This window comes from Bacillus sp. EAC (assembly GCF_002156875.1).
Taxonomy (GTDB): Bacteria; Bacillota; Bacilli; order Bacillales; family Bacillaceae_G; genus Gottfriedia.
On record NZ_NCSY01000004.1, the window covers coordinates 521,588 to 536,784 of the forward strand.

A 15,197-nucleotide genomic window follows, 5' to 3' on the forward strand; every position below is an offset into this window, starting at 1 on the left:
GTTTTAACATGAAAAAGACAAAAAAATTGATTTTGTGTTTATCAGTTGCAGGTACTTTACTATCGACAATGACATTCCAAGCATTAGCAAAATCGCCAGAAGAATTTCACCCAGGTGATACAGCCTATGTCGATGTTTCTGTATCAACTCAGTGGACAACGAATGGAAGATTTCAAGTCAGAGATATTGATGCACCTTCTTTAAGCAATCCAGTTGATCCATGGCAATGGTCAGCTAATATGGAAGATAGCGAGGTTCGACGTTGGCTGACTGGAAAACTTGAAACACAAGCGGTGTATGGAACGAAAGTAGTAATTTTACAGGAGGAAGATGACTGGGTGCAAGTTGCGGTAGAAGGTCAGCCTACTTCACGTAACCCTTTAGGTTATCCTGGTTGGATGCCGAAGAAACAATTAACAGCGGATGATCGATTAGAAAATTTAAATGATGATCCATTTATTATGGTATCTAGTCCAACAGCTTGGTTGTATGATGGAAAAGCCCTAAATCACAAGTTCATGGAAGTTAGCTTTAATACGCACTTGCCAGTAATAAAAGATTTTGGTGATATTATCATGGTCGCAACTCCAGATGATGGGAATAAATTTATTAAGAAAGAAGATGTTGCATTCTATCAAAACGAAGGTGAATTTCCTAAGGCAACTCCTGAAGAGTTAATTAAAACGGCGAAGAAGTTCCTTGGCTTACGCTACTTATGGGCGGGGGTTTCAGGCTTCGGATTTGATTGCTCTGGATTTACATATTCAATTTACAAGTCATATGGTATTACGCTACCACGAGATTCAGGCCCTCAATCTAAGAGCGGTAAGCTAGTCAATAAGGATGAGATTCAACCTGGCGATCTATTATTCTTTGCGTCTAATAATGGGACTGGTTCTGTTCATCACGTTTCAATGTATATCGGTAACGGTCTAATGATTCATGCTCCTAACGCTTCTAAGAACGTCGAAATTATTCCATTGAATACTCCAGGTTACATTGAGGAATTCTCTGGTGCGCGTCGTTATTGGGAAGAATAATAGAATCGTAAATTCGAAGACATTGAAGTTATGTGTTGAAATTTAATAGTGTCAATAAAATCAGTAGATTTTTAAGATTCACCTTAAAAGAAGCACTTTTCCGAATATGGAAAGGTGCTTTTTTTATGTTTTGATAAGTTACAATCATTCACCTTAAAAAGGGTAGAAATTTTATGAACTTAAAATTTGTTAAACCTGTTATCTTGTTAAAAAGAATGGTTTATAAAATCCAACTGTAGCAGATGCGCCATTAGCGGAAACGAAGTAAAGGGGTGTGAGGTATTTGAAACGGATCTTAGATTGCCAAATATAGTAAATATTTAGTTAAAGACTTGAATTTTAATTGACTGCTCTTATACTCATACATATTTGGAAAATTTATGTAAATACTAAGCGGAAAATGTCTAAGGAGATTTAAGTGAATAACTTAGTACAAACTACTTTAACCATAAGTTTAGAAAAGAATATTAATCATTTGAAAGAACAATTTAATCATTCCTCTGATTTGAAAATTAGACAACTTACAGTCAACGATGAAGTTATACGAGATGCTGCTATTCTTTATTTGGATGGAATTGCGAATACCCAAAACATACAAGATAATATTCTTTCACCATTGTTAAGAATAATAAAATTCGACAATATTGATGCTGTTATAACTCGTCATCTTTCAATTGTTGACGTAGCCAAAATAGGGGATTTTAATGAAGTTTTGGCAGGGCTCTCAAGTGGGAAAACGCTTGTACTAATTGATGGATATAAAGAAGGTATTTTAGCAGACACTGCTGATTGGCAAAAGAGATCAATAACAGAACCTGATACACAAAGATCTGTAAAGGGCTCAATGATTGGATTCACCGAACAACTGAAAGTCAATGTTAATCTTCTTCGGAATATGACTCAAACACATAAATTAGGTGTTGAAAATATTCAAGTCGGAAATGAGACAAAGACAGACGTATCCATCTTATTCATGGAGGACTTTGTCGATGAAAAAGTTTTAGTTGAGACGAGACAAAAGATAAAGGAAATTGATGTAACATATTTATTAGAAGCACGAGTTATCGAGGATGCGTTAGAAGGGAGAAAGACGTTATTTCCACTTGCGTTTACTTGTGAACGTCCTGATGTGACAGTATCTGCATTGTTTGAAGGGAGAGTTGCCATTTTAGTCAACGGTACCCCTTATTCAATAATCGTTCCAACTCTATTTCTTCATTATTTTCAACAACCTGATGAATACAATACAAAATCAGGTCGCTATGGTAATCGAATGTTACGCTTTTTTAGTTGGATTCTTTCTATTATGTTGCTCGGTCTTTATGTTACGATGGTACGTTTTCATCACAATTGGGTTCCTCACAAGTTCGTTAAATCATTTTTTAAAGAATCGGACACAGTATTTCCGACACTAATGGAAGTTTTTTTCGTATTGTTGTTGTTTCAATTACTTGTGGAAGCCTCGCTAAGAATACCAAAAGCAACCGTCATCATTGTTTCACTAATTGGAGCAATTGTAGTAGGACAAACAGCCGTTTCTGCGAAATTGATTCACCCATTGACTTTAATTATTGTAGGAATCAATTTTTTGGCAAGTATCGCTATTGCAGCAGGTGGATTATACGGTACATCGTTAACACTTCGAGCTATATTTCTTTTTTGGGGTTTCTTTTTCGGATTAAAAGGATTGATAGTTGGAATGGTGGCTTTGATTATTTATATGGCATCGCTTAAATCACTAGGTGTTCCATATTTAGCTCCCTTTATTCCATTTCGTCCAAAAGAAATGAAAGATGTATTATTTCGAGGCGATTTGAGGAAGTTGATTAATAGTAAACATACATATCCACATAAAAAATAAGAAGTTTATTTATAACATATTAATAAGGCAACGTGCCACTAAAGGTACGTTGTTTTTTAATGTTCGATAATTTCTTCTGCATGACTTATAGATAATAAAATATACGTATTTCTAGAATTTGTTGGAAATTATATATGACCCTATTTAAATAATTTCCAATTTAAAGGATTACTTTTGTCTGAAGTAATTCTTCTAGAAAAACTTTACAGGTGATATTTTTTTAACGATCTATAAATAATAGGTGTCCTCTGACTGCTTTATTAAAATAAGATTCTCTTATTATACTTTCAGAATATTTAATTTTATTAGAAAACTTTGATTTTGTATAATAAAAACAATTAATGTATGTTAGAAAATTAAGTAATATTCGGAATAAAAAAATGCATTAATTTTTCTTTAGAGTAATTAAAATTAAGAGTTAAATTCCATGTTGAAAAAGTGAATTTAAAGGAGTTGATTTTTATGATCTTTGGTATTCAAACCCCTAGTACCGTAGTTAGTAAATATAACTTGGTTAATAGAATTGACTATGACATTGAGCTTTAATCTTTACTCAACAAATATATTATTTAAGTAAAATACAAATTAAATCGCTTTTAAATTGAAACTTGGAATATTACCGTTCCGTCATAATTCAAGAACCTATGAAAATGCAAAGTTTCTTAAGATAAAGGTAATTTCATATAACTAATTTGCTGAATGAACTATTCCTAATTTTGTTACTTGATTAAGGGGGCGAAAGATGTTAGTCGGAGAAATCATCAAATTTTATCGTGAGAAAAAGGGAATCAGTCAATCAAAATTAGGGGAAGGGATTTGTTGCAAAGCATATATTAGTAGATTCGAGGGAGGAAAAGTAATTTTATCACCTGAAATTATTTCCAAATTATCAGAACGGTTAGGAATTGATATAAACAAAGAAATAGAAGCGTTACATATTATCGAACTACGTTTAAAAGATTGGAATCAAGCTATGATTATGCAAAACTCAATTAAAATTGAGGAAATAAAATTAGAATTAGAAAATATGCCGTTTATAATGACTTCTAAACATTCATCGTATTATTTATTATTAACAGCAAGATATTATCTTCATAATAAGATGTTTAATGAAGCTAAATCTATTACCGAATATGCTGAAAAAAATTTCCGAACGATTTCTGATTTTGAGAAAAATTTAATTCTTCATATTAAAGGGATGTACTGTATTAGCACTTATAGGACAACAACTAGTGAAGATTTTCGAACTGCTGTTAGAATATTAAAGCAAATTAACATAGAAGAATACAAAAATGAAGAATTTTACTATCATTTAGCTCTTGGCTATCATTATGCAAGGGAAAAAGTATTAGCATATTCATATGCCAATAAAGCACTTAATTTTTTCAATAATACATATAACTATATGAATGCTATAAATGCTCAAATATTAATGCTAATGCAATTTGAAGGTGAGAAAGAAATTGATTTAGTAGAAATAGTTGGAAGCTACAAGGATTTAATTCATAATTGTGAGAGCCTAGGGGCTATTGAAAAAAAACTTATTCTTTTGAATAATTTAGGGGTAGAATTCTTTAAAAGAGGAGAGTATAAACAAGCTGCCCAATACATAGAGCAATCATTACTTAGGACAGATAGTTCATCAATCTATTATTTACGTCGATTCTACAATTTTGTTGAAACTTGCTCGGAAGGAAAGTTATTGAATAGAGAAAAACTTTTAGAAGAAATAGTAAAAGGTGCCAAATTGGCTAAAAAACAAAATAGCCCAATCTATATTACTCTTTTTAAACTTTTATTATTGAAATGTAAAAAAAATCGAAGTCAATATTATGAATGTTTAGCAAAAGAAGCTATTCCACAGTTTGTTTCAATTAAAAATGAATCTTATATAGAGCAGTATGGAAAAAAGTTATATACATATTATATTGAGTTAGAAGAATTAAAAAAAGCAATTGAATTAAATCAGTACTTAAGATCTGAATGTAATATAGTATTAAATTAAAAGTAATTAGATGACGAATGATCGTTATCTAATTACTTTTTTTGTTAGAAAGGTCAAATAAATAATTTGATAAATAATTTAAATTTGATTGATTGTTTATAAACTTTAGACATGAATGGTGTCGAAGTATGTGTAAAAAGCTCAACTGATTTGAAAAAATAGGATTTATATAACCCAATTGTTTAAATAATGAAAATTCTTAATAATTAAAAGTACAAGAAACGTTTAATGAAAGTTAGCAAAGGAAAATGACGGATAGAGTTCTTTCGATAAATTAGGATTCATATTTTCGTTTTTCATTAAATTTTAACTTGTCTAATACAGTCTAGGAGGAAGAAAATGGGGAAAAGAGTAAAGCAAAATAAGATTGTAAAAAGCTTGTCAGTAGTCGCTTTATCATCAAGTTTTATTTTAGCTTCATTTGGCAATGTTTCAAATGTGTCAAAAGCAAATAGTATTACCAATGTTGATAATTTACTTGCAAATTTAACTTCTGAACAAAGAGCGGCCCTTAATCAACTGTCAACAAATGAAGAGACTGGTCTTCAAATTAGTTCTGATACTGATTTAAACTCTACAAATCAAACAAGTGTCATAGTCGAGTTTAGTAATAAACCAGCAAAAATTGCTAAAATTGAAGCAAGTTTAGAAGGGAAAACTTTATCTGAGACCGAGGCTAATAAGCTAGTTGATCAGGACCATGAAACGTTTTCAAATGATGTAGAGAAAGTATTAACTGGTGATAAAAATAAAAATATAAATTATAAGATTAATCGTTCATATAAGCATGCCTTTAACGGTGTATCAATGAGCCTACCAGCAAATCAAATTAAAAATCTATTAAAATCAAAAGCTGTTAAAACAGTTTGGAGTAACGAAAAATTTTCGATAGACCCTCCAGCAGAAGAAAATGACCAGCTAAAAACTGATGAAGCTAAAGTAGCAAATTATACTCCATATGACGGTTTAGATCGTTTACATGCTGAAGGGTATACGGGTAAAGGGATTAAAGTAGGAATTCTTGATACCGGAATGGATTATAACCACCCAGATTTAAAGGATGCTTATAAAGGTGGATATGATTTTGTTAATAACGATAATGATCCGATGGAAACTACATATGCGGATTGGGTGAAGGCAGGAAAACCGGGATCTCAAAATGGAGCGGACTATTATACTGAACATGGAACACATGTTGCTGGTATTATTGGTGGGCGTGGTGTATCAAATAGTGAGTATAAAACAGTCGGTGCGGCACCTGAAGCGGACCTTTATGCTTACCGTGTACTTGGCCCAGGTGGTGGCGGGACAAGTGATGCGATCATTGCTGGGATTGATCGAGCAGTACAAGATGGTATGAATGTCATTAACATGTCACTAGGTGCAACAATAAATGATCCGCTTTTTGCAACTTCTATTGCTGTTAACAATGCAGTATTAAGTGGAGTGACTACCGTTGTAGCTGCAGGTAATAGTGGCGATAAAATGTTTACCCTTGGATCACCTGGAGCTGCTGCATTAGCATTAACGGTTGGAGCATCTTCAGTTGCAATTGATATTTTTCAATATACGGGCGTAAATAATGGTAAAAGTTACAATATAAGACAATTGACGAAAAACTATAAAGATGACCTATCTTCATTAAAAGAAAAAACTGTACAACTTGTTGATGTAGGACTTGGAGATCCAAATGGCTATAAAAATAAAGATGTAAAAGGAAAATTTGTATTCATGAACCGAGGAGTTTATACATTAGACTCTAAAGTTGCATATGCCAAAGCACAAGGTGCTGCGGGTGTTATTATGGCTAACGATGAAACAAACAAGGCAGAGGGAGCAATTCAGACATTCCTTGGTGAATCAATGAATGCGATTCCTTCATTCTCAGTTTCATTTGATGAGGGTTCAGTAATTTCTGCAGCATTAAAAGATGGTAAATCAGATTTCACATTTGGTGATTTCAAGAAAATTCAAACAGCATCTGATGAATTAGCTACGTTCAGTTCGAGAGGGCCGAGTCGTGTTAACTACGATATTAAACCGGAAGTAACCGCACCAGGTGTTTCAATTCTTTCAACGGTTCCGTTTTACGTAAATGATCAAACGGTAGATGGAACACATACAGAAGATTATAAATATGCATACGCACGCTTATCAGGTACATCAATGGCTACTCCATATGTCGCAGGTGTATCAGCATTATTACTTCAATCGAATAAAGATCTTCAACCAGAAGATGTAAAGTCGATTTTAATGAATACAGCTGATCCATTATCTAAGGATTATAGTGTGTTCGAGGTAGGAAGTGGACGAGTAGACGCTTATGAAGCCATTCACTCAAATGTTGAGCTAGAAGTTAACGACAAAACTCCGACAATAATAAACGGAAAACAAAAATCGATCAAAGAACTAACAGGGGCAATGAGCTTTGGATCATACGGGTTTAATGGTGAAGATATTTCTGACTCAAAAAATGTTACATTAAAAAATCGTAGTGAGAAAGCAAAAACATTTAATGTAAATGTTAAATTCCAAACAGGATTAAGAGGATCAAAAGATGCAGCATCAAATGGCGTAACGTTAGAAGGACCAACTTCAGTTAAATTAAATGGAATTAGTCAAAAATCGATTATGTTTAACTTAAACATTCCTAAAACTGCCGAAAAAGGAACATATGAGGGATATATTATTTTCACGAATTCCTCAGATCCGACTGAAACTTACCAAATTCCATTTGGTGGACGTGTTGTAAACGAAGGTATTGATAAATTTAATATCGAAAATCCAATGTATGGCACAGACACAGCATGGCCAGCAAATGCATATCCATTTTTAGATATTACATTTACTCTAAAATCATATATGAAGACGATAGATCTAGTACTACAAGATCCAACTACTGGTGAAGATCTTGGATTAGTGGGAACATTTAATGCGATGGCAGTAAATGAAAATCAAGAGTATTATACTCCTGCATTTAATACAATTTACTATCCATTTACAGGTGATTCGAAAAATCCAATTAGTAGTCAACCCGTATTTGCAAAAACGGGTCACTATAAATTGAGACTAGTTGGTACAAATGATCAAGGGAAAACATTCTCAGCATCTTCTGATTTCATTTATGAACTAGGAGCACCAACACTGACTTCAAGTTTTGATACGTTAGATCAAAAAGTTATTGAAGTTAAAGATAGTCAATTTGATTCGAATGGACAATTCCTATATGACTTTAATATTAACTTGCATGATCCTGAAACTGAAGAAGCAACTCGCTTAGGATTACCTGTCGATCAATCAAACAATTCAGGTGTTTCAATTTATAATAACGGATATCCTGCTAATCCAGTCCAAACAGATAAAAATGGAAATTACACTGATAAAATTTTAGTGAGAAAACAAGCTCAGCCATTACCAGTTGATTTTTATGGTTTTGATGCGGCAAGAAACTTTAATGGTAATGCAACTAATAAGTTAAGAATTGTTTTTGTGGATCAAAATTTGCCGTATTTCTATGTAAAAGCAAATAAACAAACCGTTACAACAGGTGATAGTGTAAACTATACCGTTCGTTCGAATAATGTGAAAAATTTAAAAACAACTAAAATTACAATGATAAAAGATACTTACGCTTCAGTTGAGAATGTAGTTGTAAATGATGCAGTTAAAAAGTATGGTGATGCACAGGTTAGTGTAGAAAGTACACCATCGAAGTATATTTTTACATTTAATTATTTAGGTGATAAAGCATTGCCAGAAGATTTGTCGTTATTTAATTTTGATCTAAAAACTGCAAACAAGTGGACGACAGATAGTATTAACTGGGTTGGTATGAGTGCAACAACAATTGATCAATCAAATGTTGAGACAAACAATGTTTATGCGTACATGGAAAGTTATAAAGTAAAGACAACCTATTCAAGATTAGATGGAAATGTAAGAGTACAAGGAGCTTCAACGGCTACTGGTGGCACAAATTATGCAATTGATCAAAGTAAAATCGGTGCAAAAGTAACTGTTACATCTTTTGATGGAAAAACAGTTGTTGAATCTCCAATTACTGATCGATATGGTGGCTATTTAGTCGATGGACTTAAGGCTGATAAAAATCCTTACACACTAAAAGTAGATGTACCAGGCCATTTTACGATGAGTCAAAATTTTGAAATGTACTCCGATGTTCGTGGTGAAATCGTTGGAAAGCGATTAAAATACAACTTACCAATTGCTGCAGCGGGAGATACGAACAAAGACAATGTTATCGATATTTTAGATGCATTAGCTGTACAAACGTATTGGGGAACAAATAAAGCATCTGCTGATTTTAACTTTGATAAAGTAGTAGATGCAAAAGACATGGATTATATTGTTCAAAATTATGGTTTACAAAATCCGACTGTTAATAATGCGCCAAAAGCGAAAACATCATATAAAGGTCAAACATTAGATACAGTGTTAAGTCAGTTAGGATTAAAATAAAGAGTTAATATTAGTTTTTGTAATTAAAGAGAAGAGAAGCTGAAATTTTCGGCTTCTCTTTTTTTGTATTAAGAAAGTTTAAATTGGTAGCGTAGAAGAAAACTCGACGTAGTTGCAAATTTTAGGAAATAAGTATATGCACCTCTGTCTTTTTCTAAAAGGCTCGCCAGTCTATGAGCTTTCTTAATTTACTATTTAATTGAAAACTTCTGATGAGTATTAGATTATTCTTAACGAAGATTGATAAAAGGTAGGATCTGAAAGTGATTTAGTATTTTTTATGGATTAAGAAAATATTAGATTCTCTTATTAATCTTGAATTATTTTTAATTTTACCAGAAAATTCAGATTACGTATAATTAAGTCAATAAATAAGGAAGGGGATAAAATTTAGTGGAAATTGGTAGATTTTCTGTTCAATTTAAGAAAATCTAATAATGGATTTTGAACGATTTCTAGCAGTGCAGATCAAAACACACATGCAGGAGGACTGGAAAATGGGGAAGAAGTTTACAAACAAAAAAATTGTAAAAAATGCTACTGCTATTACATTAGGTATAGGTTTGATTTCTAGTAGTTTTCATGCTTCATATTTTAATTCATCATCAAAGGTGAAGGCTGCCACATTCAATACGAATGCAGAGTCGATTTTAGCAAATTTAACACCTGCTCAAAGAGAGGCTTTAACACAGCTTTCGAAGGATGATCATTCTGGATTATTCTTAAATCCTGATGTTAATATAAATAGCTCAGAAGAAGTTTCTGTTATTGTACAATTCAATCAAAAGCCACATAAAGTAGCAGTTCTAGAAGCAGCCTTAAAAGGGAATAGCTTATCTGATAGTGAGGCTAAAAGTTTAGAAGATGCCGATCATGCAACATTTGACAAAGACTTGCAAAAGCTATCAAGCGATGATGATAAGACATATAAAATTAGTAGGAAATATAAAAATGCTTTCAATGGAGTCTCATTAAAGGTTCCTGCAAATAAAGTTAAATCTCTTCTAAATTCAAAAGCAGTTAAAGCGATTTATAGTAATGAAACTGTTAAAGAAGATCTTCCAGTAGAAAAAGCAGAAGATTCAACTAAAACACAAGGCCAAGGAATGGCAGACGAGCGTTCATACCTACAAATCGATAAATTACATCAAGAAGGTTATACAGGTATAGGGGTAAAGGTCGCTGTATTGGACACTGGTGTTGATTACAATCATCCGGATTTAAGAGGTGCTTATAAAGGCGGATACGATTTCGTTAGTAATGATAATGATCCAATGGAAACGACATATGAAGATTGGGTAAAAGCAGGAAAGCCGGGAGGAACCTCTGGTGCAGCGTCTTATGTAACTGAACACGGTACTCATGTTTCTGGAACGATTGTTGGACAAGGAAAAAATGAAAGTGAAGATGCAACTACTGGAATTGCTCCTGATGCTGATCTTTATGTATATCGTGTACTTGGACCTGGGGGCAGTGGAACGACGGATGGCATCTTAGCTGGAATCGATAAAGCGGTATCAGACGGAATGGACATTATGAGTCTTTCTTTAGGTGCTAATTATAATGACCCAATGTATCCTACTAGTATTGCAATAAACAATGCAGTTTTAAATGGAGTAACAGCAGTTGTTGCAGCTGGAAATGCAGGTAATAAGATGTATACTGTAGGATCACCTGGTACAGCAGCTCTAGCATTAACAGTAGGTGCCAGCAGTGTTCCAATTACGACACTTGGAGGAAAAGGATCGATCGACAATGTAACTGCATCATTACTTTTGATGGCAAAAGGCGCTGGGGATGATGTTTCAAATTTAAAAGGTGTAACTAATTCAGTTGTAGATGTAAATCTAGGTGAAGCATATACTGGTAAGGATGTAAAAGGTAAAATTGTTCTAATGAGTCGTGGAACTTATACATTAGATTCTAAAATCTCGGTCGCTAAATCACAAGGCGCTGCAGCAGTTCTTATGTATAATGACAATCCAACTGAAGGACAAATCCCAACTTTCTTAGGAGATGGTGTGAATTTTATCCCAACGTTCTCATTATCTAACGCAGATGGACTTGCTATGAAGCAAAAGCTACAATCAGGATCTGTTAACTTTACATTTACTGATATAGGTGAAGCGAAAACTCAGGGAGATACATTAGCAGACTTTAGCTCTCGCGGTCCTTCACGTGTAAACTATGATATTAAGCCAGAAATTACGGCACCAGGTGTAAGTGTATTATCAACTGTTCCAGGCTTTATTAATAGCCCAAATGATCCGACTGACTATAAAAATGCGTATCAAAGAATGTCTGGTACATCGATGGCTACACCATTTACGACTGGAGTCGCTGCTTTATTAAAACAAGCACAACCTGATTTACAACCAGAAGATATCAAGGCAATTTTAATGAATACTGCGGATTCATTAAGCAAGCCATATAGTGTATTCGAGCAAGGTGCTGGACGAATTGATCCTTATAACGCAATTCATTCAACTATTGAAATTAAAGTTAAAGAAAAAACTCCAACAATTATTAATGGAAAAGAAAAACAAATTAATGAAGATACAGGTGCATTGAGCTTTGGAAATGTAGCGTTTGATGGTTCAGATTATTCTGATGCACGTTCGATTACATTAATGAACAGAGGAGAAAAATCGAAAACATTTGATGTAAAAGTCAATTTCCAATCAAATCTGCGCGGTTCAAAAGATGCACAAGCAAACGGTGTAACTGTTCAAACAGATTCATCCATTACTCTAAAAGGGATTAGCCAAAAGAAAACAAATATTACCTTGAATATTCCAAAAACAGCAGAAAAAGGGATTTATGAAGGATATGTAGTGTATACAAACAAAGACAATCCATCAGAAACTTACCGAGTTCCATTTGGTGTACACTACGTTGAGCAAGGGTTTAATTACTTTAAACTTTATAAAAAATCAGTGCCTGAATCACTAATTCAAAGCAGTCAAAAATGGAATCGAACAGATGCTGCTAACTTTAGCTTAAGTTCACATATGAAAACAATTGACGTCGTTATATCGGATGCAAAAACTGGTAAAGATCTTGGTATTGCTAATTCGTATGATGGAGTAGCATTTGATGAAGGTGTTGATATTCCACTTGGTTTCGTATACTGGGGATATTACCGCCCATTTACAAATGATCCGAATAATCCAATCGGTATGAGAGATGACCAACTTGTCTTACCAAAAGCGAGACAATATGTATTAAAATTGGTTGGTACAGATGATGACGGAAAACAATATACGATCAGTCAAGATTTATTTGTAGATGGTACAAAACCAAAATGGGATGTTCATGTAGAAGGTGAAGTACCTGGAAAACAAATCGTTGAATATAAAGATGGACAAACTACAGTTGGTGTAACAGGGCATATTACAGATGATAATGTTGCGGTAAAACAAGCTGCTGGAATTAGTGCTGATCAGTCACAAAATCAACTTTTACATTATTATAATTCTTATTTACCAACTGGAAATTTGACAGTTGATAAAGATGGTAATGCATCTGATGAAATTGCAATGTCACCGGATTTACAAGTATTACCTGTAAAATTTGAAGGAATGGATGAAGCGACAAATGGTAATCTCCAAAGTCAATATTTTTTCGTAAATGAGCATACGTCTTATGTATATGGTCAGCCAAATGTTCCAACAAAATATAATCGGGTAATAGCAAAGCCAGGGGACACATTTACAATGACGTTAACAGCAAATAATGTAAATAAATTAAAGAAAGCGAACTATAAGTTCTCAGATACATCAGGTACAAAAATCACAAATATTTCATTGAATTCTGAAGCACAAAAGCTTGGAGCGACACTAGACGTAAAACAAACTACTTCAGGAAGCACGATCTCATCTGATGTTACTGTTAATTTTAATGGAACTACTGGCGTAGATGGTGATATACCAATGGTAGATTTAACAATTCAAGTTCCTAAACCGCTTCTGCCAAGAGATGCTATATCATTTAGTCCACTAAGTGCATTTAGTAGCCAAGTTACATCAACGTTTACAAATGTAGATAATGTAACTTCAAATCCTTTTACAAACTTGGCACCAATCATGATCTTAAATGATCAAACTGAATTTGTAGGCTATATTCATGCAGAAGGATTTAAAAATGCTCAAGGTAATCTTGATTCTACAAAAGATTACTCAAAGAGTTCACCAACTTTAACAGTAATTGATAGTAATGGAAAAGTAGTAAAAACAAATATCGTCGCAAAAAATGGATCGTTTGATATTACAGGTATGGATCCATCAAAAGATGATTATACGTTAATCCAAGATATTCCAGGTCATTTTACAACGTATTACTCAAAAATTAATGCTCATTTTGATCTAGATGATGAATTATATGGTGTATCTTATAGAGTAGGTGTAGAAAGTACTCCATATGCAACTGCTGGAGATGTAAACAAAGACGACGTAATCGATGTGATGGACGCATTAGCGATCCAAACATATTGGGGTACAAATAAACGTAGTGCAGATATTAACTTCGACGGTACGGTCGATGCGAAGGACTTGGCATTTGTTGAAAAGAATTACTTAATGCAAAACCCTTGGATCCCAGCTCCTCCAAAACCAATTAAAAAGTATAAAGGAAGTACTTTAGAATCAGTTAAGAGTCAATTAGGTATACAATAAAAGCAAGCCTGTTCTCGTTGCAAGAGAACAGGCTTTTCAATACTTATCGTTTAACCTAAAAAAAAAGACTATATTCAACCTGAAAATTAGTATAGAATACTAATAATGTAGTAAGAAGGAGAATAGTATGAGTTTCAACAGTACGAATATTTACAGCATGAATATACAAAAATTAGAGTATCTAGTTGAAGTTGCTAAAACTGGTTCCTTCTCGATTGCTTCACAAAATCTATTTGTAAGTCAGTCCGCTATTAGTCAATCAATTATTAGTATTGAAAAAAAATTAGGGATAAAATTATTCGAGCGATCAAGAGGAGGAAATAATGCAATTCCAACAATTGATGGCAAACAAATTATTCCTATAGCGAATGAAATCGTTTTAAAATATCAAGAACTAATCCATAAAGCCCAATTAATTAATAATAATATGACTGGCAATTTAAAAATATCGACAGTTCCAGGTTTTATTGAACAACTATTAAGCCCAATTTCTACAATTAAGGAAGAATATCCTAATATCACGATTGATATCTTTCAAAAACCGGGACAAGAAATTATTGAGGATGTATTAGAAGGCCGCAGTGATATAGGGATCGTACCTTTTATAAAACATTTACTAGAAAATAATGAACACTTAATTTATCATAAGTTATTTGAAGGTAAAATGAAATTATTAGTAAGTAAAAAGTCTTCATTAGCAAAAAAATCATTTGTTACGCCACAACAAATCGTTAAAGAAACACTTCTTAGCTATAACGGTGAATATATGCGATGGTTTAAACATAATTTCTATAAAAAGTTTGGCGTAATGAAGGAATTATTTAACTCAACAAATATTGATGCATTATGGAAAGCGACTGATGATAACTTAGGTGTCTTGTTTGTTCCTTGGTTTCCTGACGTTAACTACAACATTGGTGAAAATCTTAAGCTGTTAGATATTAAAGATTACGAGGAGATACAAATTCAATATGTTTGGATTATGTCTAGTAAAAAACATTATTCAACTATGATAGAAGATTATATAACGATTTTAAAAGAAGAATTAAATGCAAAATGATATTGTGAAGAAGTGGATGAATATTTTCATCCACTTTTATTTTTCAGTCAAAGCTAGTGCATAATGAAATGCTTGTTTT

Annotated in this window: 6 protein-coding genes; all 6 read left to right on the forward strand. The window is 33.1% G+C overall.

Annotated features, from left to right (window positions below; translation table 11 throughout):
- Positions 1 to 8 precede the first annotated feature (8 nt).
- Positions 9 to 1,040, forward strand: a complete 1,032-nt coding sequence (locus B7R65_RS09905) for a C40 family peptidase (RefSeq protein ID WP_088042595.1) — start codon at positions 9 to 11, stop codon at positions 1,038 to 1,040.
- Positions 1,041 to 1,458: 418 nt separating this feature from the next.
- The gene (locus B7R65_RS09910; protein WP_088042596.1) at positions 1,459 to 2,901 is read left to right on the forward strand and encodes a spore germination protein; all 1,443 of its coding nucleotides are present in this window, start codon (positions 1,459 to 1,461) and stop codon (positions 2,899 to 2,901) included.
- 742 nt (positions 2,902 to 3,643) lie between these two features.
- Positions 3,644 to 4,906, forward strand: coding sequence for a helix-turn-helix domain-containing protein (locus B7R65_RS09915; RefSeq protein WP_088042597.1), 1,263 nt, complete (start codon positions 3,644 to 3,646; stop codon positions 4,904 to 4,906).
- 339 nt (positions 4,907 to 5,245) lie between these two features.
- Positions 5,246 to 9,385 (forward strand): S8 family serine peptidase, encoded by a 4,140-nt coding sequence (locus B7R65_RS09920; protein WP_088042598.1) that lies wholly within the window; start codon positions 5,246 to 5,248, stop codon positions 9,383 to 9,385.
- Positions 9,386 to 9,882: 497 nt separating this feature from the next.
- Positions 9,883 to 14,058: a S8 family serine peptidase gene (locus B7R65_RS09925; RefSeq protein WP_179194829.1), complete on the forward strand. Its 4,176-nt coding sequence runs from the start codon at positions 9,883 to 9,885 to the stop codon at positions 14,056 to 14,058.
- A gap of 157 nt (positions 14,059 to 14,215) precedes the next feature.
- Complete coding sequence (locus B7R65_RS09930) at positions 14,216 to 15,118, forward strand: LysR family transcriptional regulator (protein ID WP_218780416.1); 903 nt, start codon at positions 14,216 to 14,218, stop codon at positions 15,116 to 15,118.
- Positions 15,119 to 15,197: the final 79 nt, after the last annotated feature.